This is a genomic window from Pediococcus pentosaceus ATCC 25745 (assembly GCF_000014505.1).
In the GTDB taxonomy this organism is placed as follows: Bacteria; Bacillota; Bacilli; order Lactobacillales; family Lactobacillaceae; genus Pediococcus; species Pediococcus pentosaceus.
Window position 1 is genome coordinate 1,406,000 of the sequence record NC_008525.1, and the last position, 23,401, is coordinate 1,429,400.

Here is a 23,401-nt window from a genome sequence, read left to right on the forward strand (position 1 = left end):
CTATAAGAAACTATTTTTGCTTTTTTATCTAGAACACTGCGGACAATAGATCGCACTGTCTCATTTAACCCTGCTTTAACATACATATTACATTTTATTCCTTGCCATATGCTTTGTCAAACAACTTGCAATGTTAAATTATTTATTTTTTATTAATGTTTTATTTTTAACTTTTAAATTAATTTTTCCGTTGCGCGCTCCGATCGTAATATCGTCACCAACCTTAGCTTCACCGGACAACATTAATTCACTTAATTGGTCTTCAACCTTAGTTTGTAAGGCTCGACGCAATGGACGTGCCCCATATTCAGGATCAAATCCAGCTTCAGCCACCACATCAATTGCACTAGGAGTAAACTTGGCATTAATTCCCTGCTCACTCATCCGCTGAATGACATCTTTAGCCATCAATTTAACGATTTGATGGAGTTCAGGTTTCGTTAATGAATGGAAAATAATGGTTTCGTCAATCCGGTTGAGGAATTCGGGACGGAAACTCTGCTTCAAAACTTCACGTACTTTATCTGCCATAGCATGGTAATCTTCAGCTGCATTTTGAGCACCAAAGCCGACTGATTTTTCATCCCTCAATGCTGTAGCTCCCAAGTTAGACGTCATAATGATAATAGTATTTCTAAAATCAACTCGTCGGCCCTTAGAATCAGTTAGAAAACCATCATCAAAAACTTGAAGTAACAAATTAAAGACATCTGGATGAGCTTTTTCTACTTCATCAAATAAAACAACTGAGTATGGTTTCCGACGAACCTGTTCAGTCAATTGTCCACCCTCGTCGTAACCCACATAACCTGGTGCTGATCCAACTAGACGACTAGTGCTGTAACGTTCCATATACTCAGACATATCAATTCTGATCATATTATCTTCCGAACCAAACATAATATCTGCTAAAGACTTAGCCAGTTCTGTTTTACCAACCCCTGTAGGACCAAGGAACATAAAAGAACCAATTGGTCGCTTAGGGCTCTTCAAACCTGAACGCGCACGGCGAATAGCTCGAGCTACTGACGAAACGGCTTCTTTTTGACCAATTACTCGTTCGTGCAAAGTTTTCTCTAAATTAATCAAGCGATCTGACTCAGATTGTTTCATCTGCGTTAAAGGTACACCAGTCCAATCTGAAACGATTTGCGCAATATCTTCGCCATTTTCAATTAATTTATAATCTTTTTTAGCTTCATTGGTTTCTGGGTTATTTTCAGCACGCTCAATCTTACGGCGTAACTTCATTTCTTTCTTACGGATGTCGGCAGCCTTTTCGAAATCTTGATTATCAATCGCTTCTTCTTTAGCTGTTCGTAATTTTTCTAATCGATCTTCATCCGTAACTTTTTTCACTTGCTTCTCAGAGGCATCGATTCGAATTTTAGCAGCCGCTTCATCGATTAAATCGATGGCCTTATCGGGAAGAAAACGGTCTGCAATATAACGTGATGATAAAGTAACTGCTTGTTGAATGGCATCATCTGAAATTTTAACTTGATGATGTTCTTCATACTTAGGACGAATTCCTCTTAAAATTTGAACTGCTTCAGCTTCCGTAGGTTCATCAACTTCCACTTTAGCAAAACGTCGTTCCAAAGCAGCATCAGCTTCAATATACTTTTGGTATTCTGTTAAAGTAGTTGCACCAATCGTTTGTAGCTCGCCACGAGCTAAAGCTGGTTTTAGGATATTAGAAGCGTCAATGGCTCCCTCAGCCCCGCCAGCTCCAATTAACGTGTGTAACTCATCGATAAAGACAATCACTTGACCATCATTGCGAATTTCTTCAATCACCTTTTTTAAACGATCTTCAAATTCACCACGGTACTTAGTTCCCGCCACTAAAGAACCCATCTCTAGCATCATTAATCGTTTATTTTGCATATCAGTTGGAACATCTTGATCGATAATCTTTTGAGCTAATCCTTCGGCAATCGCCGTCTTCCCAACTCCTGGTTCACCAATCAATACTGGATTGTTCTTAGTCCGTCGGCTTAAAATTTGGATTACGCGACGAACTTCTTTTGTCCGCCCCACCACTGGATCAATTTTTCCTTCAGCAGCCATCGCCGTCAAGTCTCGTGCAACTGAATCTAAAGTTGGGGTTCCTTCAGCACTTGTAGCCCGTTGCTTACTACGTCGATTTTGAGTAGCTGGATTTACACCTAATTTACGTAAAGTAACTTTGCGAACCTCGGCAATATCTGTATCCAACGCCAATAAAATTCTTGAAGACAAAATATTATCATTTTGTACTAAAGCAAGTAATAAATGTTCGGTTCCAATTTTAATAGCGTTTAATTGCTTAGCCTGCTCTTGAGCGTTGACTAAAATTTCACTAGCTTTTGGTGAATATGGTAAATAATCATCTTTTACTGTTCGTAAGTTACCATAGCCGGTAAATTGCTCAATTTCCTCAGCAACGTCCACTTCTGTAACATTGAATTGTCCTAAGACGCTTCGCGCTACACCATTGGTCTCAATTGCCAATGCTAACAACAGGTGTTCAGTACCCACCGCGGGGTGTTTAAATCTTTTTGCTTGTTCTTGAGCAATAACCAAGGCATTTCTTGCACTAGGGGTAAATAAATTTTCCATTTTCCACCTGTCTTTCTCTAATCTCTACTATTCATATCTGAGATGATTCAAAATTCCAATCATCACTTTTGCTCTAATTTGTTCTTCTAAATTACGATCGCCAATATTTAAAGTACTTTTGGAAAGGGTCGAGGCTAATAAGCTCGCTTCTCGTTTACTTAGTACGGAGTCTTCATATAAACTGCCTAGAATTGAAATCGCATCACGTTCATCCAATGAATCTCCAATCACCCGTATTAAAGAATCCAAAACATCAATATCGTCAAGAAGTTTAACTTTTTCAATTCTAATGTATCCACCGCCACCACGCTTACTTTCAACCACGTAACCATTTTGAATGGTGAATCTAGTCTTAATTACATAATTAATCTGAGATGGTACGACATCGAATTGATCGGCAATTTCAGAACGGCGAATTTCAATCTCCTCTGAATTAGCCAAGATTTCCTTTAAATACCGCTCGATTATATCTGAAATATTCTGTCCTTGCATAACGACCACCTTTCTATACTCTGACTAATGTTGACTATTATTATACGAGACTGACAGAAAATTGCAAAAAATATTAATTATTCCGCCTTAAAGCTATCAAAACCTTAAGAAAATAAAAAAACTTACCATCAATTAAACATCAATAATAAGTTTATTCTTGACCTATCTCAATCGGGAAAACAAGATTTGAACTTGCGACCCCCACGCCCCGAACGTGGTGCTCTACCAAGCTGAGCTACTTCCCGCCAACCATTATATTCTAGCACAAATTTAAACCGGTGATTTAGAAAACAAAAAAAGCATTAATCATATCCGATTAATACTTTTTTAAGCGATGCACCCAGCAGGAGTCGAACCTGCAACCTTCTGATTCGTAGTCAGACACTCTATCCAGTTGCGCTATGGGTGCAAAATATTAAATTTGGTACAAAGCGGAAGACGGGATTCGAACCCGCGACCCCCACCATGGCAAGGTGATGTTCTACCACTGAACTACTTCCGCAAAATGCCGACTAGAGGATTCGAACCTCCGACCCCCTGTTTACAAGACAGATGCTCTGCCAGCTGAGCTAAGTCGGCTTAAAATCGATATGCGGGCGAAGGGATTCGAACCCCCACACCTTGCGATACAAGAACCTAAATCTTGCGCGTCTGCCAGTTCCGCCACGCCCGCAAATAATTCTATTTTATTAGACCATTGAGAATCGCTTCTCAATGGAGGATACAGGGCTCGAACCTGTGACCTCCTGCTTGTAAGGCAGATGCTCTCCCAACTGAGCTAATCCTCCATAAATCTCTCGTGAACACATTTATATATAATACGGATAAAACTCCGTTATGTCAATCACTTTTGCAAAAAAAATTAAATTTTTCTTTATTAATTTTTTTAATAGCTTTAAATCACCCTTTTTCTCCCATATTTGCTGAAAAACATTTCTAATCAGAGGCTTATCCTTTATGGATTCCATAAAAAAATAAGAGATCTCAATGCGATCTCTTATTTTTAGATAACTATTTACTTTTTACCAATTACAGTTGTCCCTTGCATATAAGGTACTAAAGCTTCCGGAACGTTGACTGTTCCATCTTCATTTTGATAGTTTTCTAAAATTGCAGCTACTGTACGTCCGACCGCCAAACCAGATCCATTTAGGGTGTGTACGTATTGCAACTTACCATTTTCATCGCGGAAACGAATATGTGCACGACGAGCTTGGAAATCAGTACAGTTTGAACAACTTGAAATTTCGCGGTATTTATCTTGAGCTGGAATCCACACTTCAAGATCGTAAGTCTTGGCTGCCGTAAAACTCATATCCCCAGTGGTTAGGGTAATCACTCGATAAGGCAATCCCAATTTTTGAAGAAGGGTTTCAGCATGGGTAGTTAATTTTTCTAATTCATTCCATGATTGTTCTGGCTTAGCAATCTTGACCATTTCTACCTTGTTAAATTGATGCATACGAATCAAACCACGTGTATCTCGTCCGGCACTTCCTGCTTCTGAACGGAATGCTGGTGATAATGCTGTTACGCTAATTGGTAACTTTTCTTCATCAATGATTTCATCTCGATAGTAATTTACCAAAGGTACTTCAGCTGTAGGAATTAAAGTTAGTCCTTCATCTTTTACTTCATAACCGGCATGGGTTTCTTTAAACTTTGGAAATTGACCAGTTCCAAACATTGATGCATCGTTAACCATGTAAGGTGTGATTTCTTCTGTAAAGCCAGCTGCATTATTTTGATCTAAAAAGAAATTGTAAACTGCTCGTTCAAGACGTGCACCATCCCCAACATAATATACAAAACGACTACCAGCAACTTTAGCTGCCCGTTCAAAGTCTAAAATACCAAGCTCTTCTCCAATTTCCCAGTGAGCCTTAGGCGTAAAGTCAAAAGTCCGTGGTGTTCCATTACGACGTTGTTCAACACTACCCTCTTCAGTTAAACTAACCGGTACATCTTCATGTGGTAGATTAGGTAGATGAGCAGCTTTGCTTTCAACTTCTTCGGCAATATTTTCCAGTTGTTCGTCTAAGCCTTTAATATCTTGGCTCACTTTACGCATTTCTTGAATTTTATCGTTAGCGTCTTCTTTATTACGTTTTAATTGTGAAATTTGATCAGACACTTCATTACGAAGCTTTTTCAAATTTTCACTCTTTACAATCAATTCACGGCGTTCATTATCCTTAGCCAATAAATCGTCGATTGCTTCAGGTTTTACGCCCCGAGTTGCTAATTTAGCTTTGACGTCTTCTACATGATTACGAATCATTTTCAAATCTAACATAATTACATCCTCCTTAAATATAGAAAAAGAGCCTCTATCCACATTGGGACGAAGAGACTCTTTTCGCGGTACCACCCAAGTTCACCTGCTTATATAAGCGGTGCACTCAATCCGACGATAACGGAATCACCGTGTGGCATTACCCACCTTTTAACTAGCGCCGGAGTTTCGGCTAATCCTTTCCACCATGCGGATCTCTCTAAAAACCTACTTTAAACGCCTTTAATTTCTCTATTAATTTATAAACTAATTCTACAAAAAAGCCGGGTAGATATCAATTAAATTGTGGCAATCTTTTCATCAATTAGTTGAATAACTTTTTGACGAGCTTCTGGATTTTCCACAAAATCATATTTATCACCGTCAATTTTAATTTTAGCACTTTGATCATAATTATCGAACCAAGCAACATAGCGCTTATTGAGTTCGTGATAGTATTCGTATAATGATGGATCATTTTCGATTTGTTCGAATGAACGACCGCGCTTTTTGATCCGTTTTAACATTGTATCAAACGAAATATCAATATGAACTAGTAAATCGGGATTCTTCTTATATGAAAGACGTGGCAACTCTTGCATCATATTTTTAAGTAACGAATCGTAAATATCCACTTCTGTATTAGTTGCTCGTCCTAAATCAGCGTTCAAATGGAACAAAAGTGAATCTTCATAAATCGAACGGTCCATAACACTACGAGCATCGCTATTAGCTTGCTTGATACTATCCATACGTTTATTCAAAAAGTAAATTTGAAGTAAGAACGCATAGCGTTTAGGATCTTTGTAGAAAAGTGGCAAAATTTTATTATCATCTACTGATTCGTAATAAGCATCACTTTCCCAGTGACTTGTTAATAATTCTGTAAGTGTTGTCTTTCCTGCGCCAATTGGGCCTGATAAAGCAATCATTATAAGAAATACCTCTTTTTTCGTTTTTTAGCACTACATATTGTACCACCAAACGACCCCAAAACAATATCTTGAAAAAATTATTCTTTCGTGATATCTGGACGCGATAAATCGATTTCTTCCAGCGGTATTAACTTCGTTTTATATCTAATTTTATAATAGGTATACAACACAATGAATAGCGGAATTGCCATGTACGTAATCCCAATTGCTTGCCAATCGAAATTAGCAATGGAATGAATATCTTGTCCCGCAATCACAATAATACTGAGAACAAAGGCAAAGAGTGGTCCAAATGGGAACCATTTTGCACGATATCTAAGTTCTGACACGTCATGTCCTTGTTTAATAAAAGCCCGACGGAACCGCCAATGAGCAATCGCAATACCGACCCAAGCCACAAAGCCAGTCAGTCCACTGGCAGCAACTAACCATATATAAATTTTAGGTCCCATAATACTGGAAATAAAGGTTAGCAATCCTACGATAGTTGTACCAAGTAAGGCCAGGTATGGGATTCCTCGCTTCGAAGTTTTACCAAAAATTTTGGCAGCAAATCCTTGTTTCGAAAGCGAATATAACATTCTAGTCGAGGCATACATCCCCGAATTAGCTGAGGATAGTACTGAGGTCAAAATAACCGCATTCATTACCCCAGCTGCTCCTGCTAGTCCTGCCCGACGGAACACAAGGGTAAATGGACTAATGGAAACATCACGGGCTGATGATCCTAATAAATTAGGGCTTGTATAAGGGATGATACAAGCAATCACAAAAATTGCTAAGATGTAAAATAGTAAAATTCGCCAAAATACTTGGCTAATGGCCTTCGGAACACTAGTTTCAGGTGTTTCAGATTCGCCAGCTGTAATTCCAATCAATTCTGTACCTTGAAACGAGAAACCAGCCACAACGAAAACACTAAGAATAGCAGGGATCCCACCCACAAACGGGGCTTTATGATACACAAAGTTTTCTAAATATGTGGCTTTACCTCCCATAATTCCAACAATGGTTAAAACTCCTACGACCAAAAATATAATAACCGTGACTAACTTAATTAAAGCAATCCAATATTCAGTCTCACCAAAAGCTTTAACCGTCAAAGCATTTACCAAGAAAACTAGCACTAGTGCCAACAGGCTCCAGATCCACCCCGGAGCGTGAGGAAACCAGAATTTCATAATCAAGGCAATGGTACTAATATCAACTGCAACCGTAATAGCCCAGTTAAACCAGTAATTCCATCCCATTGCAAAGCCAAAGGCTGGATCAACGTATTTAGTTGCGTACGTTGAAAACGAACCCGAAACCGGCATATAAGTCGCCATTTCTCCTAAACTAGTCATGAGGAAATAGACCATGACCCCCATCCCAACGTAAGCTAATAATGCACCACCGGGACCTGCAGTGGAGATTGCCGATCCACTGGCTACGAATAGTCCTGTACCAATACTTCCACCCAGTGAAATCATTGAAATATGTCGCGTCTTTAAGGCACGCTTAACCTGACTACCACCTTGTTCTGCCATAAGAAAACCTCCTATAAAATAAAAGAGGCGCTGTTGATTTTCAAAAAACAAAATAAAAAGCCTTTTTGTGAGCATTCCTACGCACAAAAAGACTGTTTAAAATCATTAGTCAAATCGTAGATAGCGCTCCGCAATTTTCATTGCGACAGTCTCTGGCTTATTCAACCAGAGCCCAAATCGTACATGAATAAGCATGTAGTCATTTCGGCCTCTTTTCCTTTCAATTCGGGTCATTGATGCTTAGTCATCTAGCCGGATCTACTAATAATTGAGGCAACCTCTTCTTTCGATGTGATTCAAATTATAACAAATCTGTTCAATTATTCAAGTAATTTTACATTTAATTCGTAGCGATACTCTTTTTGTGAGGATTGATCATAACCAGAGATTCCCGTGGTAATCTTTTCTAAACGCTTAAAACCATTGCGCTTTAGTACTTGCTGAGAGGCATAGTTGTCAATACAAACATTAGCAAAAACTTTAAAATCTCGTTTATTTCGATTTTTCAAGTTTTTAATTGCAAAATGTACTGCTTTTGACATAATACCTTGGTTCCAATACTCTTCACCCAATAAGTATCCTATTTCATATATATCTTCTGCAGCTGGCTGAAAAATAAAAATTCCGCCCACAACTTGGTCTGCTTCGTTGACGATTGCTAAAAAGCCTTGACGTCCAACCATCCCTTTAAACGCCATCCATTGTTCAAACGCGTTTGTCAGAATCTTCATCCCCGCTGATTTAGCAATCTTTCGATTATTAGCTAACGCCTGATAATTACTAAAATCATCTTCTAAAAAATATCTTAATTTAAACTTCATTTCGTAGTTCCTTACCTTTTCTTTGGTGAATAACAGTAAAAAGATTAAAATGTAACCAAATATATAATTCTCAAAAAGGAGTCAACATTATGGAAATTGTTAAAACTAAACTTAATCATACTAATTCTAAATCAAAAGCCGAATTAATTTCATATATATCGCCCAATTTAACTGATCAAAAAAGTCCATCTTTAATCTTTGTGCCCGGTGGATCCTACACCCACATCGATTTAGCTCAAGCTGAAAAAGTTGCCTTACGTCTGGAATCATTTGGTTACCAAGTCTCCGTTCTAAGGTACTCCTTGGTTGATGAAGTTCAGCCACTTTATCCAGCTCCCTTAATCGAATTAGCCGAAGCAATGGATATTACGCATCAAAACGCTGAAAAATGGCAGGTTGACGTTAATCAGATTATTTTAATGGGCTTCTCGGTTGGCGGTCATATCGTCAGCAATTTTAATAATAACTGGAATGCAGCCTGGCTTAGTTCACAAACCCATTTAGCATCAACTACATTGCAGCCTTTTGCAACCATTTTAGGTTTTCCTGTAATTACTCCTAATGATGGTTTTCCTGACGCTAAAACTTTAGCTAAATGGACCACCCATCCTCAACAATTAGCAGCTGATCAAAATGCCACTAAAGACAATGCCCCAACCTTCATTTGGGCAACGGCCGATGATCAGTTAGTTCCATCCCAAAATGCGGTTGATTACTTCTTAGCCCTTCAAGCTCTGCAGGTTCCAACAGAACTTCATCTTTACCAACATGGCCCTCATGGGATGGCTCTAGCCGATGAAACTACCGCCTATGATAACCATCACGTCGATCATCGGATTGCTACTTGGTTAACCACGGCGCTGGCCTGGTTGCATGAATTGAAATAAGTTCGTTATTAATGTCGATATACCAATTTTTTGTGTACTATTTGTTAAACTTTCTTAAACAAAGTTATAGATAATCCATTAATTTGGTATCATATTAATGATTGAATTTTTTAGTATAACTCGGAGGATAAGTTGCATGAATTCTGAATCACCCAGATCCAATTCAAGCCGATTCAGCAGAAACCGGTTCAATTACACACCTGATGACAATAATAACAATGGTGACAACGGTCAAAATAAACAAAACCAGCGCCGAAAACCACGAAAGAAACGACCTCGTAGAAAAAAAACCATCATTGTCGTTTCCATTATTGCTGTTATATTGGCTATCTTTGGGGTTAAGAAATGGTACGATGCCAAAAATGCTGTAGATTCGATTTTTGATAGTGCTAAAATCCAGAAATCACGTGATGTTTCAGCTACCTTAAAGCAAAGTAAACCAATTTCAATTTTGCTTTTAGGTACTGATACTGGGGCCCTCGGGCGTAATTATCGTGGCCGAACAGATACCATTATCGTGGCAACCTTGAATCCTAAAAAGAAAAAAATGACTTTAACTAGCATCCCTCGGGATACGGTTATGTCGATTCCTGGTTACTCAAATTATTCTCCTTCCAAGATTAACGCTGCTTATGATTTAGGTGGAGCCGGTACAGCAATCAAAGCTGTCGAAAAACTACTAAATATTCCCATTGATTATTACGGCTTAATTAACATGGGTGGCTTAGAAAAGATTGTTGACGGGGTTGGTGGAATCGATATCACTCCTAAATTAACCTTCAAATATGGACATGCCGACGTTACTAAAGGTAAAAAAATTCATCTAAATGGTAAGGCAGCACTGGATTATTCACGGATGCGTTATACCGATCCAAACGGTGACTATGGTCGTCAAACTCGTCAACGCCAAGTTTTAATGGCCATTTTACGTAAGAGTGATTCAATTACGGCTTTATTAAACCAAAATTTCTTAAATTCTCTTCAAAAACAAACTAAAACTGATTTAACATTTAATGAACTTTTAGCACTCTCGACTAATTATCGAGTTGCTACCCATCATTTAAAGTCTACTCACCTCCAAGGTAATGGTACTACCATCGATGGTGGTTCTTATGAATTAGTTTCTAAGAGCGAACGTCAGCGTGTTACTAATTTCATCCGTAAAGCCCTTGATTTATCTGCTAAAGAAACTGGGACAACTGGATTAAGCAGTATCTATACTGGCGAAGAAGATGATACCGATACTACCAATTCAGATACTAACAGTTCAGACACTACTAGCTCCTCCACTGAAGATTACGGAACCACAAGCGCATCTTCGGTGGAGACACCGGCTAGTGACACAACAGGCGGTGCAGATAACAACGGAGCTACCACTGATAACACTCCTACAACTCCATCACAAGCTGATCCGCAAGGAAATGCTACTGGTAACTACAACTACTACGGACAATAAAGCTTTAATTAAAGAACAAAGGGCAATCCTGATTTTAAATCGGGATTGCCCTTTTTATAATTATTCCGTTAATAGCTTCTCTGCCAATGCAAAATTACCGACATTCGCTGACCCATTATTTTTAACTTGAGGCATCGTGATATATTGATCCAAATCTGGCACAGTCACATAGCCATTAAGTAATTTATCAAATTCTTTTCGCACTTTCTCTAAGAGGGTTGCATTAGTAACTCCACCACCAAACACAATCTTGTTTGGTCGTAATATTAATGTACTTTGTACAGCTGCTTGAGCAATATAATAAGCTAAAATATCCCATGTCTTATCCGTCAAAGGCACATCCTTACCCTTTTTACCTAATCGCGCTTCAAAAGTTGGTCCAGCAACCAATCCCTCTAAGCAATCACCATGATAAGGACAAACACCCTTAAAATCAAGATCTTCGGGATGACGTTTCAAAGGGACATGTCCCATTTCTGGATGGCCAATCCCACCAATCAAATGCCCATCGATAACCGCACCTGCACCAACTCCTGTTCCAATCGTATAATAAACTAATGAATTAATTTTTTCGTTAAATAGCGTTGACATTGTATACTCCCCATAGGCCGACCCATTAACGTCGGTTGTCCAAGCCATGGGAACATTAATTTCTTTTTTCATGTAACCCAAAAAATCAGTATCTTTCCATCCCGGTTTAGGAGTTGTAGTAATAAATCCATACTTAGGCGACGTTTTTCGAATTTCAATCGGACCAAATGAAGCAATACTTAAAGCTGCTATATCAAATTGTTTAAAATATTTTACAACGGCCGACAATGTCTCTTCCGGGGTCGTTGTTGGAATTTGAATTTGATCTTTCACCTGATAATCTTCGTTCCCAACTGCGCACACAAACTTGGTTCCACCAGCTTCAATACTACCTAATAACATTTACTTTCACTCCTATAACTCAAATTTTTCAAGTCACCATGGCTAAAATTTCGTTAACTTAGATGTCTCTTTCTACTAGTAAATCGCTCTATAAAATGAAAGTCAAGTAACTTTTGTATTCGCTTTCAAAAAGAAATAAAAAAATGTCCAAATTAATTTGGGCATTTTTTAATCCTACTCTTTTTCAGTATTATTAGCACTTTTACTTTTGCTACGTTGTTTGTGTTCCTTCAAAGTAATTATAATTTTACGTTGCAATCGATCGATAAATTCTGCCATTAAAAAACCGATTCCAATTGACCCTGCAATTTCTCCTACTTCTAACATAAAATGCGTTGCCATATCACTGTTAGAAAGCGCAAAGTTTCGAATCATCTGGTATGCTTGTCCTCCTGGAACGAGCGGTACAATTCCAGGAATATTAAAAATAATCATCGGAAGTTTCATTCGCCTAGCAGCGTATAAACTTAATAAAGCAATGACAGTGGTCGCTGTTAAAGCACTTAACGCTAAGCCTAAGCGCACTTGGAGCATCGCCCAGTAAATCGTCCATGACACGCCACCAATGGCACCTGCAGCAATTAAAGCCCGTTTAGGTATATTAATAATAATTCCAAAGCCGATGGTGGCAATGCCGGCCATAAAAAATTCTAGTAGTAATTGCATCTCTTACTCCTTTGTTTACAAAAAACGAAATACGAAGGCAATCCCAAAACCAATTGCACATGCTGATAATAAAGCTTCAATTCCACGAGCCGGACCACTAACCAAGTGACCATTTAAAATATCGCGAACAGCATTAGTTAGTGGCACCCCCGGTACTAACGGCATCACTGATCCAATAATAATATCATCGATAGAATGTCCCCATCCCCAACGCACTGCGAATACAGCTATAATTCCGATTATAATTGATGCAAAAAATTCGCTAATATATTTAATATTTAAAATCCGATTTACAAAATAAAATAGCGTATAGCCTAACGCCCCAGTCAAAGTAGTAATTCCTAAATCAACCATATTTCCAGAAAAGGCTGTCATTAAAGGTCCACTAACTAGGGCTGCTCCAATCACTTGAAGCCAAAATGGGAAGGATGGCGTCGCCTCATCCAAAGTATTTAGTTTTTCGTAAAACTCTTCTAACGTAATATCTTTGTCCGCATAGCGTCTTGAAAAAGTATTAACCGCAGAAACTTTCTCTAGGTCAATCGCTCGCCGATTAATCCCTTCCACCTGAGAGTCCATTGAATTTGGAATTGAAACAATAATTCCAGTAATCGTCCCGAAAATTTTTAAATTATTAACACCTGAATTCATCGCAATTCTTTTCATTGTATCTTCTGCTCGTGACATCTCAGAGCCATTTTCAATCATAATTCGACCTGCAAGTAAGCAAGTATTAATAACGATTTGGTTAGTTTCAATCATTCTTCAAGGCCTCCTCTTCAATTAATTCATTATACCTAATTAATTAATAGTATTTAACTAAATCTTTATGTTTTGCATAAAAAAAGAGTAGGTTGCCGAAGCTCCCTACTCTCATAACTATTTTAATTTAAATTAGTTTTTGTTTACGTTAACTGCTTGTGGTCCACGGTCGCTTTCTTCAACGTCGAAAGAAACTGCTTGGCCTTCTTCAAGAGTCTTGAATCCGTCACCTTGGATAGCTGAGAAGTGAACGAATACGTCACTACCATCTTCGCGAGTAATAAAACCAAAACCTTTATCAGCGTTAAACCATTTAACTGTACCTTGTTCCATTATGAACATCCTCCTGTAAACCTAATCTATATAGTAATAGACGGCATTGTTTAATTTGTAGCTTGAGCCGGTAGTAATGGGGATAGTTCAAAATGAAACGATCTGACCAAAAGCACCTAACCAAAAGCACAAGCTCATTATAGCATGCTCAAAAAAAAAAAGATACCTTCTTTAATATTTTGTTTTAGGCCGCTAAAACATTGATAGATTAATAATTAAAAGGTTTTTCTTCCAAAAAACAAATTATTTTTTAGAAACCGCTTTACCAAAAAAGTCGTTTTGGACCGGTTCGATCAGGAAATAATCAGAAAAAAAGAACCTAAAAGATTAGGCCCTTAAGTAAAATATTTTAATGTTGTCGTTGATGTCGTCCCCCTGAAGGAGCAACAAAGCTGGCAATCCAATCATATAGCATCTGGTAAAGCCATAAAGCAACCCATAGCCACACTATGCCTAAAGCTACCGCCGTAACCGTATCAGTAAGGTAATGAGCCCCCATATAAATTCGTGACCACATTACTAAGACTTGCCATAGAATCAATCCTCGAAAAGCCCAACGCCGCTTACTATCAGACTGAATTGGACGGACAAAATAAAGGTAAATAAAAGCTAACACTAAAAATGCTTCAAAGGTGTGCCCACTAGGCATACTAAAACCTGTTTCTGGAATAATTTGATCAATAGTTGGGCGCGGACGCTTAACCAATTCTTTTAGAATAAACGCTACTACAGCGCCACCAAACATTGTACAAATGACCCAGATAGCATCTACTCGTTGCTGTTCTTTAAACCACAAATATACTGCAATAATGATTGCATAAATTAAACCAAGCTTGGTATCTGCAATCATCGTAATTAAGCGCATGATTGGCTCAAGAAAAGAAAAAGCCGTTCCTTGAACGATACTACTAAATAACTGGTCAAAAAATTGCATAAATGTGTTTTGTAACTTAACACCTAGTGCAAGTAAAACAACAACGACTGCGGATACAATCACATACCCTCTGGGTATATTATCAGTATCTTTTAACATTCCTAAATCCCCCTAAATTCACTGTTACCATTCTTTTTTAAACTCATTTACGAAGCTTTTCATATACTCCGTCCGTTCTACCGCAATTTTTTGTGCTAAAGGTGTGTTCATGTCATCTTTAAGCTTAAAAAGTTTTTCGTAAAAATGATTGATTACCGTTTTATTGTCACGATATTCATCATGCGTCATTTTTTCACGAGGTTGGATTTCGGGATCATATAAAATATGTCCATGTGCACCCCCGTAATAAAATGTACGGGCAATGCCAATTGCTCCGATGGCATCCAAACGATCCGCATCTTGGACAATCTGTCCTTCCAAGGATAATTTATATTTCTGTCCTAAATTATCAGAAAATGACATATGCGTGATAATATCGAAAATATGAGCAATATCAAAATCGCTAACTCCAAGGCTTCTTAGAAACCGAGCTACTTCATTTTCAGCAACGGCCTGATTCTCAACTAATTTTTCATCAATCACGTCATGCAAATACCCTGCAGCGAAAACTATAAACTGATTTACATTTTCAGTGCGATCATCAATTAAGCGTTTAGCCATCTTAACCACTCGTTGAATATGAGCATAATCATGCCCGGTTAAGTCATCTTGAAGCTTCTCTTTAACAAAACTATCGATTTTTTCTAACTGTGCGGTGTTGTCTTCACTCATGCTTGTTTTTTCTCCACGTATTCTACAATCTCTAACTTTCTAACAACCGTTACCTTCACCTGACCAGGATAAGTAACATCCTCTTCAATCTGATTCTTTACGTTAGTAGCTAAACTATGAATCGTCTTATCATCTGTCTCTTTAGGTTGAACAATTACTCGAAGTTCACGACCAGCTTGGATAGCATAACTTTCCTTGACTTCTGGATGTTTGTTAGCAATCTCTTCTAAGCTCTTAATTCTTTGGATATAGTCAGCCACTGATTCACTTCTAGCACCTTGACGAGCTCCAGAAATGGCATCCGCTGCCTCAACCAAATTAGCAATTACATATCGAGCTTCAACATCCCCATGGTGAGAAGCAATAGTATTCACTATCACTGGACTCTCTCGATATTTGGTGGTCAATTCCACACCCAATTCCACATGAGTCGCTTCAATATCGCGATCAATAGATTTACCGATATCATGTAGTAAGCCTGCACGTCGTGCTAAAGTAGCGTCTTCACCTAACTCAACAGCAAAAATACCTGCTAGCTTAGCAGTTTCAATAGAATGTTCTAAAATATTTTGTCCATAACTCGTCCGGTAATGCATTCGACCAATAAATTTGATTAAATCCGGCGCAACATATTTTAATTTCAATTCTCGAACCGCGTCTTCCCCATACTGGCGAATACGCTGGTCAATTACTTTATTAGCCTTATTAACCAACCGTTCGATTGTATCTGGAACAACTCGTTTCTCAGTTTTAATCATTTCCATGGTTTCCATGGCCACTGCTCGACGAACTGGGTCATATCCGTTAAGAATGACCTCTTTTTCTTGATCATCAATCACAATATCTACACCAGTTAATGCTTCAATTGCTCGTACATTCTGACCCGAATTTCCAATCAGTTTACCAAGATATTCAGCATTTTCTGCAATAAAACTGCGGTGATTTTCGGCTTGACCTCTTGGAACATCACTATGTTCCATGGCTAAAGCTATCAAATCCTCAGCTTCACGCTCGCAGGAGCTTTCTAATTCGGTTTGAGCGTTATTAACAAACTCATCTTTAGAACGAATTGCATCTTGTTTAGTTTCTTTCAAAACCAACTTTGAAGCTGCTTGCTCTTCCAAATCAGCAACTTCCTGAAGTTTATTCCATCGATCAGTAATTAGTTGTTTAGCTTCGCCTAAAGTTGTCCGTACGTTGTCACGTTCTTGTAATAGACTTTGTCTTTTTTTAGCTAATGCATCTGCTCGATTAGTTAACACAATCTTTTTTTGGTTCAATAAGTTCATTCTTTGTTCAATCCACGCCTCTTTACGTTGATTATCATGTAGATCATCTGCGAGTTCTTGGTCAATGGTCTCTTGATATTGTTGAGTTTCTTGAACACTATTTTTTTCATATTCAGCCACTTCGGCTTTAGTTTTTTGCCGTTCATGTTCAATAATTTTTTCTGCCGCTTTGCGGGCTTGCGCTAATGTTTCACTATGCTTTTTGGCTCGCAATCCATACCCTACTCCAATGGAAGCCAATAGCAAAACGACGATCAAAATCGTTGCCATCGCGTCGCCCCTTTCTTTTTAGTCGAAGTTAATTATATCATAAAAATATATTCAAAAAGTTGGTACAAAAAAAGAGCTTCTTAGAAGAAACTTACGTTAATTCGCTCCCCATAGTCCGCTCTTTTTAAATGTAAAATTTTATTGTTCCACCATGCGCCACATACCTTCGCCAGCTTTTTCCATATCATTAACAAAACTCAATACCATTTTGGCACGATCGGGATCTTGTTCGAATAATTTGTTTAAGCCTTCACCCGTTGTCATTGGAGTTCCTAGATTAAACTGCCCTTCACCTAAATCTGCTTCGGAAAAGGCTAGGACCCAATCGCCGGTATCAATTTCTGTATATAGAAAGAATAGCGCATATTCGTCACTTAAATAAGCTGGAACTGCCCATACATTTTCCCCAACTTCTTGGGTTGTATTACCCATAAAGTTATATTCTGACGCATTGCTAGCGTTTACCTCATGCGTCATTTGCATCAACATCGCATTAAATTCTGGTTCGCCTAACGTCATTTCTACGTCTTCAAATTCATTTTCTTGTGTCATTTTGTTCTCCTATCTGAAACTGCAATTATGCTACTCTTCCATCCCGATTTGCTTTAAATCATCTGGTAATTCTGCTGTAAAACTAACCTTTTCATCAATAAATGGATCAAAAAATCGGATCGATGAAGCGTGCAAAGCTTGCCGTTTAATTCCTCTATCCATTGGTCCATCGTATAACTGATCACCAACTAGAGGATGACCTGCATTCGCAAAATGAACTCGAATTTGATGGGTTCTTCCTGTTTTTAAGTGAATTTGAACCAGCGTTTGATTTTCAAAACGTTTGAGCACTTTAAAACTAGTAGTGGCTTGCTGTCCATCGTCCCGTACTTCTCGATGAATTCCATCGGCTGCTAACCCTAACGATTGATTAAATGTTCCTTTTTCAGCTTGAACTACTCCATCAACCATCGCTAAATAAATCTTTTTAATTTTATGATGCGCAACTTGTTCACTTAATAAACTGTTAGAAACTTGGTGACGGGCGACCAAAGTTATTCCACTCGTAAATCGATCTAAACGGGTAACTAAATGAGGCATCATATTTTTAGATTCAATGGCCTGCCAATGACCTTTAATCCGGTTGACCAATGTATCTTCTCGATCACTTGGACCAGGGACCGCGGTTAGTCCAGCAGGTTTATTAACTAATAACCAATTTTTATCTTCAAAAATAATGTCTAATGGACCATCACTAATTGCAACATTTTGATCTTGTTCTTCATCAGGCAATTCAATCCAAATTGGTTCAAAAGGCATTAATTTATCACTAAATTCTACATCGTTTTCGTTTTCATCAATCAGGCGACCCTCATTTTGGATTCTTTGCAATAATCTCTGGCTCATCCCTGATCTTTGTAATACTTTTTTGGCACTAATAATTTCTTCTAAGTTATTTTTAAATTGGTATCGCATACGTACTCCCATTCATCTGGCATAATTATTACATCATTAAAGCCATTATATACGATTTTTCATATTAATTAACGAATTCATTCTCTTTATTTTTATTTTAAGTTGGTTATAATGAACTTAGCTCTATCAATGGAGTAGGAATCGATGCGTTAAGTGCCAACAAGACGGAGAGTTGCTTGTTGGACGAATGCTTGTCAGCGATATCGATTCCGCATCTCGCCGTTGAATTGGGAAGTTTTTCATGCTATTTCCTTTTCGTTGAAACGGCCAACTAAAGACTGGAGGGATTTGCATGAAGAATTTTTTTAGTATCAAAAATGTTTTTTCTGTGCGAAATCTAACCATTATGGCTTTGTTGGCAGCATTGGATGTTGTGTTAGCGCGTTATACCACCATCCATTTGACGCCTCAATTTACCTTGGTTAGTTTCGAATATATACCAGCAGCCGTTGTGTCTGCGCTATTTGGACCTTGGGCAGGAATTGTCTTTGGATTAGTTAGTGATACCGTGGGGTATTTTTCTAATCCGGTGGGACCTTACTTACCCATTTGGGCCATCAGTGCTATGGTTGCTAATTTAATCCAATCGATATTCCTATACCCAGGTAAATTCGACTGGTGGCGGATTATTGTGGCACGCCTCTTAGTGATGCTAATTGTCACGATGGGCTTAAATTTCATTTGGCAATCCATTTACTTTGGTGCAGCAGCGGCCGTTTATTACAACTCAGCTCGCATCATTAGTAATATTATTCAATTGCCAATCCAAGTAATTTTAATTCGTATTTTTGGTAAAATTGCAATGCGAACGGTCCAGCGACTCAATGCGAACCGCCAATCCATTTAATAAATTTATTTGCTTTTATCTACCATTCATCATAGAATAGTAATTGATTATTTTTTTCTGAGGAGGATCACCATGAAGTCACCATACAATTCATTTGCACGTGCACGTAAAGTTTCTGGTAAGCGCGAACGTCGTCGCCGTCAAGAACGCGTTGTTGCTATCCAACAATTTGCTAAAGGCAAGACTGAAACAATCGCTGAAACACCAAAAGTTAAATAATAAACTATAAAAAGAGCTGTAAACGAATACTTCGTTTACAGCTCTTTTTTAGTTTACCCGTGTCCATGCGTCAATCGTTTGCCCTTTAGCATCTTTCAGGACTAACCAGCTATTAGTTCCCGCAAAATACAGAAACAACCCCACTTCGTTGACACTTTTTAATATTATATCTTCTGTGGTTTTAAAATCTTTAAAAGATTGTTGATGATCTTCTCGAATTTTCTGTCCCATTTTAGCAGCAAATCCAATTGAACCATTTTTATTCAATGGAACCTCGCGTTTCATTATCGCTCCGGCCCTAATTACCATTTCATTTCGCTTTACCCATTGAATTTCTGCCTGACATTCTTTGGTATCCACATAAAATGGAATCTGACTAACCATTTTATTCCAACGGTGGCTAGGCTTCCCTCCTAGTTTTGACTTTTCTGAAATCAAAACATGATCCGAGCCAAATCGATTAATGATAAAAAGCTGTTGTTGAACAAACCGATCTACTAACTCTTGAACTGCTGGGGGAAGCTTTTCTTTCTTTAAATGTTTTGGCAAAGTCACTTTATTTTTTATTGCCACATGAATGAACCCTTGTAACACATGATGGAGTCTTAAGTTAGCAGGAATAGATATTAAAATTAATCGATCCCAACGATCTCCCTTCACTTTTAACTCTTTTTCTACTTGGAAAATATTTTTAACTTTTCCCTTAAATAATAAAATTCCAATACCAGAATGGTTAACAACTGGTGGTTTAGTTCCATCGTAAATCTTAATTTCGATTGCATCTTCTTTTGAAATAATGTTAGTCCAATGTTCCTTCAACTCGACATTTAACTTCATGAGACCCGCTCCATCGTTTTTCTTCCATTATACTCAGAAAATAAAACAAGAGACCATACCAAATAGTATCATCTCTTGTTTTTAATTATATATTTTAAATTAAACTATTCTCCATCAACGGCTTGGTTACCGTTCAATAGAATATTCATAATAATTGCTGTGATACAGCCTACTACCATCCCATTATCTAAAATTGTTTGAACTGAGGTTGGTAAAATGTGGAAGAGCGTTGGTTGAGTAGTTACACCTAAACCAATTCCAATCGATACAGCAATTACCAATAAATTATTAACGGTCATTTTAACGTTAGCTAGCATTTTAATTCCTTGGGCACCTACCATCCCAAACATTACTAACATTGCTCCACCTAATACAGATGTCGGGATTAATGTAGCAATCGCGCTAAACTTAGGAATCAATCCTAAAATCAAAAGCATTCCAGCAGAGAAATAAATTGGTTTTAATTTCTTAATTCCAGATAATTGCACAATTCCCACATTCTGTGAAAAAGTTGAATATGGGAAGGTATTGAATATCCCGCCTAAAATGGCTGCAATTCCTTCTGAACGATATCCTCGTTTTAAATCATCGGCTGTCAGATTCCGTTTGGTAATATCTGCTAAAGCAAAGTAAACTCCCGTTGATTCAATCATACAAGTTACTGCTGCCAAGAGCATGGTTAAAATTGAGGACCATTCAAATTTGGGAGTTGCAAAATAAAAAGGCATTGGAATTTGAATCCAGTGAGCTTGGCTGATTGGTGTAGGATCGATTAATCCCATTACCACTGCTATCACTGAGCCAACGATAATTCCGATCAAAACTGAAATGCGTTTGATGAATCCGTGCGCAAAAACTTGAATTAAAATAATAACTAAAGCTGTTAAAAATCCTAAAATTAAGTTAGAAGAACTTCCAAAGTTTTTATCAGCAACGTTTCCACCACCAATGTTCTGGAAAGCAACGGGGATTAAGGTAAACCCAATTAAAGTAATCAAAGAGCCCGTCACAACGATTGGAAAAAATTTTCTTAAACTAGCAAATAATCCGCTAATTAAAAACACAAAAATTCCGGCTGCAATTACTCCACCATACATATACCCCCAGCCCATTGTATTACCAATGTGCTCCATCGGTGCCAAGTATTCAACTGCTGATCCTAAAACAACTGGTAAAGCAATCCCAGTTAGTGGAGTGCGTTTAACCTGTAAAAAAGTGGCAACTCCACACATGAAAATATCTACTGAGATTAAATAGGTCATCTGTTGCGCATTAAACTTAAGCGCCGCCCCAATTAATAATGGAACCAATATATCCCCGGCATACATTGCCAGTAAATGCTGAAAAGCTAATAAAATCGTCTTTGGTGTTGATAGTTCAACATTTTTGGCACCTTGTTTTTGTATATCTTCCATATTTCCTCCAACTCCACGTAATTATTAAGATAGCTACAACGAACATTTTAGCACATTAACCTTTTCATTAAAACAAAAATACGAACATTATTATTTTTAAAACGTTTTATCGTTCGTTACCAAAAACAATTTAAAAGCGCTATAATAGAAAATAACAAATTTTTAGGAGGTTTTTAATCTATGAATAAGAAAATTAAAGGTTCTTGCACGACCATTTTGGTCGGTAAAGATGCTTCTATTGATGGTTCAACGATTATTTCCCGTAATGATGATGGTCATGAAGCTCTTGATCCTCAACGTTTCGTGGTCGTTAACCCCGAGGAACAACCACGTGATTACCAAGCCATTATCAGTGGTGTTAAAATCAAGCTTCCTGATCAGCCTTTGAGTTACACATCAATGCCAAATTCCATTTTAACTAACGGAATCTGGCCCGCAGCGGGGATTAATAGTGAAAATATTGCCATGTCTGCAACCGAGACAATCACTACTAATTCACGCGTCTTAGGTATGGACCCCTTCGTAGAGAATGGAATTGGTGAAGAAGACATTGTTACTCTCGTCCTTCCATATATTCACAGCGCACGTGAAGGTGTTAAACGCTTAGGCGCTCTTTTAGAAAAGTTTGGAACATATGAACCTAATGGTATCGCTTTTTCTGATAACGAAGAAGTTTGGTGGTTGGAGACGATTGGTGGCCATCATTGGGCTGCCGTTCGTATACCAGATGACGCCTACGTTGTGGCACCTAACCGTATGAATATTGATCAATTTGATTTTGAATCTGATGACACGCTATGCTCAGTTGATTTAAAAGATTTAATTGATGAATATCACTTAAATCCTGATTTTGACGGTTATAATTTCCGTCATATCTTTGGTAGTGCTTCTATTAAAGATACTGTTTACAATAATCCCCGTACTTGGTATGGCCAAAAATACTTCAACCCTGAGATTGAAAATGATCCCATGGAGCAAGATTTACCTTTTATCTGTCATGCTAACAAAAAGATCTCTATTGAAGACGTTAAGTTTGTTTTGAGCTCCCACTTTGAAAATACGGAATTTGATCCATATGGTAACGGTACTGAGGACCAAAAGACCCTCTTTCGTCCAATCGGTATCAATCGGAATCATAATGTCCACATCCTTCAAATCCGAAACCATGTTCCAGCAGAAATTGCCGGCATTCACTGGCTTGCATACGGAGCCAACACGTTCAACACGGTAGTTCCTTTTTACGCTCATGTCACCGACACACCAGCTGTCTATAAGAATGCAACTGGTACATTTGATATGAACAACATGTATTGGCTGAGCTGTACTACCGCTCTTTTAGGTGATACAGATTACGACTTATACGTTGATCTTCGGAACACCTTCGAACTTGAAACCACTGGTATTTATCGTCGAATTCAAAATGAAACTGATCGGGCAATCAAGCACCAAACTAACCCAACTCAATTTCTTGAACAAGCTAATGAACAACTAGCTACAGAATCCTTTACCCGTCAAACTAAATTACTTGGTGACATGGTAACATTAGGATCAGCTCACATGAAATTACGCTATAACTTAAATGATTAAAATAAAAAAACGATTTTAAGTAACTATGATATCTTCCGAATTGAGACAAAAATTCTAAGATAACAGTTAATG

The 23,401-nt window shown here is 38.0% G+C and carries 22 protein-coding genes, 6 tRNA genes and 2 riboswitches; of the genes, 5 read left to right on the forward strand and 23 right to left on the reverse strand.

Annotated features, from left to right (window positions below):
* Nucleotides 1-138: 138 nt before the first annotated feature.
* From PEPE_RS06920 to PEPE_RS06975, 12 genes are all read right to left on the reverse strand, one after another.
* On the reverse strand, nucleotides 139-2,604 hold the full coding sequence (locus PEPE_RS06920; RefSeq protein WP_011673659.1) for an ATP-dependent Clp protease ATP-binding subunit: 2,466 nt from the start codon (nucleotides 2,602-2,604) through the stop codon (nucleotides 139-141).
* Nucleotides 2,605-2,631: 27 nt separating this feature from the next.
* Nucleotides 2,632-3,096 (reverse strand): CtsR family transcriptional regulator, encoded by a 465-nt coding sequence (locus PEPE_RS06925; RefSeq protein ID WP_011673660.1) that lies wholly within the window; start codon nucleotides 3,094-3,096, stop codon nucleotides 2,632-2,634.
* A gap of 171 nt (nucleotides 3,097-3,267) precedes the next feature.
* Nucleotides 3,268-3,341 (reverse strand) — tRNA-Pro (locus PEPE_RS06930).
* 90 nt (nucleotides 3,342-3,431) lie between these two features.
* Nucleotides 3,432-3,505, reverse strand: a tRNA-Arg gene (locus tag PEPE_RS06935).
* A 21-nt stretch (nucleotides 3,506-3,526) separates the two neighbouring features.
* A tRNA-Gly gene (locus tag PEPE_RS06940) sits at nucleotides 3,527-3,598 on the reverse strand.
* A 4-nt stretch (nucleotides 3,599-3,602) separates the two neighbouring features.
* Nucleotides 3,603-3,675: transfer RNA gene (locus PEPE_RS06945), tRNA-Thr, on the reverse strand.
* A 12-nt stretch (nucleotides 3,676-3,687) separates the two neighbouring features.
* Nucleotides 3,688-3,769, reverse strand: a tRNA-Leu gene (locus tag PEPE_RS06950).
* 42 nt (nucleotides 3,770-3,811) lie between these two features.
* Nucleotides 3,812-3,884, reverse strand: a tRNA-Val gene (locus PEPE_RS06955).
* Nucleotides 3,885-4,111: 227 nt separating this feature from the next.
* Nucleotides 4,112-5,392 (reverse strand): serine--tRNA ligase, encoded by a 1,281-nt coding sequence (gene serS / locus PEPE_RS06960; RefSeq protein ID WP_011673662.1) that lies wholly within the window; start codon nucleotides 5,390-5,392, stop codon nucleotides 4,112-4,114.
* A gap of 278 nt (nucleotides 5,393-5,670) precedes the next feature.
* Nucleotides 5,671-6,303, reverse strand: a complete 633-nt coding sequence (locus PEPE_RS06965; protein WP_002833318.1) for a deoxynucleoside kinase — start codon at nucleotides 6,301-6,303, stop codon at nucleotides 5,671-5,673.
* Nucleotides 6,304-6,383: 80 nt separating this feature from the next.
* Nucleotides 6,384-7,835 carry an amino acid permease gene (locus PEPE_RS06970; RefSeq protein WP_002833317.1) on the reverse strand — a complete coding sequence of 484 codons (1,452 nt, stop codon included), beginning with the start codon at nucleotides 7,833-7,835 and terminating at the stop codon, nucleotides 6,384-6,386.
* A 113-nt stretch (nucleotides 7,836-7,948) separates the two neighbouring features.
* Nucleotides 7,949-8,126: riboswitch (Lysine riboswitch) on the reverse strand.
* A gap of 29 nt (nucleotides 8,127-8,155) precedes the next feature.
* On the reverse strand, nucleotides 8,156-8,656 hold the full coding sequence (locus PEPE_RS06975) for a GNAT family N-acetyltransferase (RefSeq protein ID WP_002833316.1): 501 nt from the start codon (nucleotides 8,654-8,656) through the stop codon (nucleotides 8,156-8,158).
* An 89-nt stretch (nucleotides 8,657-8,745) separates the two neighbouring features.
* Between PEPE_RS06975 and PEPE_RS06980 the strand changes: the two genes are divergently transcribed.
* Together PEPE_RS06980 and PEPE_RS06985 are read left to right on the forward strand one after the other, a co-directional pair.
* Nucleotides 8,746-9,543, forward strand: coding sequence for an alpha/beta hydrolase (locus PEPE_RS06980; RefSeq protein ID WP_011673663.1), 798 nt, complete (start codon nucleotides 8,746-8,748; stop codon nucleotides 9,541-9,543).
* A 136-nt stretch (nucleotides 9,544-9,679) separates the two neighbouring features.
* Nucleotides 9,680-10,999: an LCP family protein gene (locus PEPE_RS06985; RefSeq protein WP_002833314.1), complete on the forward strand. Its 1,320-nt coding sequence runs from the start codon at nucleotides 9,680-9,682 to the stop codon at nucleotides 10,997-10,999.
* 60 nt (nucleotides 11,000-11,059) lie between these two features.
* On the opposite strand, the gene scrK is transcribed toward PEPE_RS06985, so the two are convergent.
* The 9 genes from scrK to PEPE_RS07030 all read right to left on the reverse strand — a co-directional run bounded on the left by scrK (nucleotide 11,060) and on the right by PEPE_RS07030 (nucleotide 18,424).
* Nucleotides 11,060-11,932 (reverse strand): fructokinase ScrK, encoded by an 873-nt coding sequence (gene scrK / locus PEPE_RS06990; RefSeq protein ID WP_011673664.1) that lies wholly within the window; start codon nucleotides 11,930-11,932, stop codon nucleotides 11,060-11,062.
* A gap of 174 nt (nucleotides 11,933-12,106) precedes the next feature.
* Complete coding sequence (locus tag PEPE_RS06995) at nucleotides 12,107-12,598, reverse strand: threonine/serine exporter family protein (protein WP_002833312.1); 492 nt, start codon at nucleotides 12,596-12,598, stop codon at nucleotides 12,107-12,109.
* Nucleotides 12,599-12,613: 15 nt separating this feature from the next.
* Nucleotides 12,614-13,360 (reverse strand): threonine/serine exporter family protein, encoded by a 747-nt coding sequence (locus PEPE_RS07000; RefSeq protein WP_011673665.1) that lies wholly within the window; start codon nucleotides 13,358-13,360, stop codon nucleotides 12,614-12,616.
* Nucleotides 13,361-13,492: 132 nt separating this feature from the next.
* Nucleotides 13,493-13,693: a cold-shock protein gene (locus tag PEPE_RS07005; protein WP_002833310.1), complete on the reverse strand. Its 201-nt coding sequence runs from the start codon at nucleotides 13,691-13,693 to the stop codon at nucleotides 13,493-13,495.
* Nucleotides 13,694-14,042: 349 nt separating this feature from the next.
* Nucleotides 14,043-14,726 carry a phosphatase PAP2 family protein gene (locus PEPE_RS07010; protein WP_002833309.1) on the reverse strand — a complete coding sequence of 228 codons (684 nt, stop codon included), beginning with the start codon at nucleotides 14,724-14,726 and terminating at the stop codon, nucleotides 14,043-14,045.
* A 24-nt stretch (nucleotides 14,727-14,750) separates the two neighbouring features.
* Nucleotides 14,751-15,398, reverse strand: a complete 648-nt coding sequence (locus tag PEPE_RS07015) for an HD domain-containing protein (protein WP_011673666.1) — start codon at nucleotides 15,396-15,398, stop codon at nucleotides 14,751-14,753.
* Nucleotides 15,395-16,957 (reverse strand): ribonuclease Y, encoded by a 1,563-nt coding sequence (gene rny / locus PEPE_RS07020; protein WP_011673667.1) that lies wholly within the window; start codon nucleotides 16,955-16,957, stop codon nucleotides 15,395-15,397. Before rny ends, PEPE_RS07015 begins: the two co-directional genes overlap by 4 nt.
* 138 nt (nucleotides 16,958-17,095) lie before the next feature.
* The gene (locus PEPE_RS07025) at nucleotides 17,096-17,509 is read right to left on the reverse strand and encodes a hypothetical protein (RefSeq protein ID WP_002833306.1); all 414 of its coding nucleotides are present in this window, start codon (nucleotides 17,507-17,509) and stop codon (nucleotides 17,096-17,098) included.
* Nucleotides 17,510-17,539: 30 nt separating this feature from the next.
* Complete coding sequence (locus PEPE_RS07030) at nucleotides 17,540-18,424, reverse strand: RluA family pseudouridine synthase (protein WP_011673668.1); 885 nt, start codon at nucleotides 18,422-18,424, stop codon at nucleotides 17,540-17,542.
* 128 nt (nucleotides 18,425-18,552) lie between these two features.
* Nucleotides 18,553-18,648, forward strand: a riboswitch (THF riboswitch).
* 68 nt (nucleotides 18,649-18,716) lie between these two features.
* Here PEPE_RS07030 and PEPE_RS07035 point away from each other — a divergent pair.
* Entirely contained in the window at nucleotides 18,717-19,271 is a 555-nt protein-coding gene (locus PEPE_RS07035; protein WP_002833304.1) for a folate family ECF transporter S component, read from the forward strand.
* Nucleotides 19,272-19,343: 72 nt separating this feature from the next.
* Nucleotides 19,344-19,490 (forward strand): hypothetical protein, encoded by a 147-nt coding sequence (locus PEPE_RS09175; RefSeq protein ID WP_011673669.1) that lies wholly within the window; start codon nucleotides 19,344-19,346, stop codon nucleotides 19,488-19,490.
* A gap of 48 nt (nucleotides 19,491-19,538) precedes the next feature.
* Here PEPE_RS09175 and PEPE_RS07040 read toward each other — a convergent pair whose 3' ends face one another.
* Nucleotides 19,539-20,327, reverse strand: a complete 789-nt coding sequence (locus tag PEPE_RS07040) for a hypothetical protein (RefSeq protein WP_011673670.1) — start codon at nucleotides 20,325-20,327, stop codon at nucleotides 19,539-19,541.
* 104 nt (nucleotides 20,328-20,431) lie between these two features.
* Entirely contained in the window at nucleotides 20,432-21,742 is a 1,311-nt protein-coding gene (locus PEPE_RS07045) for a nucleobase:cation symporter-2 family protein (RefSeq protein ID WP_011673671.1), read from the reverse strand.
* Between the two features lie 180 nt (nucleotides 21,743-21,922).
* Between PEPE_RS07045 and PEPE_RS07050 the strand changes: the two genes are divergently transcribed.
* Nucleotides 21,923-23,329 (forward strand): C69 family dipeptidase, encoded by a 1,407-nt coding sequence (locus PEPE_RS07050; RefSeq protein WP_011673672.1) that lies wholly within the window; start codon nucleotides 21,923-21,925, stop codon nucleotides 23,327-23,329.
* Nucleotides 23,330-23,401: the final 72 nt, after the last annotated feature.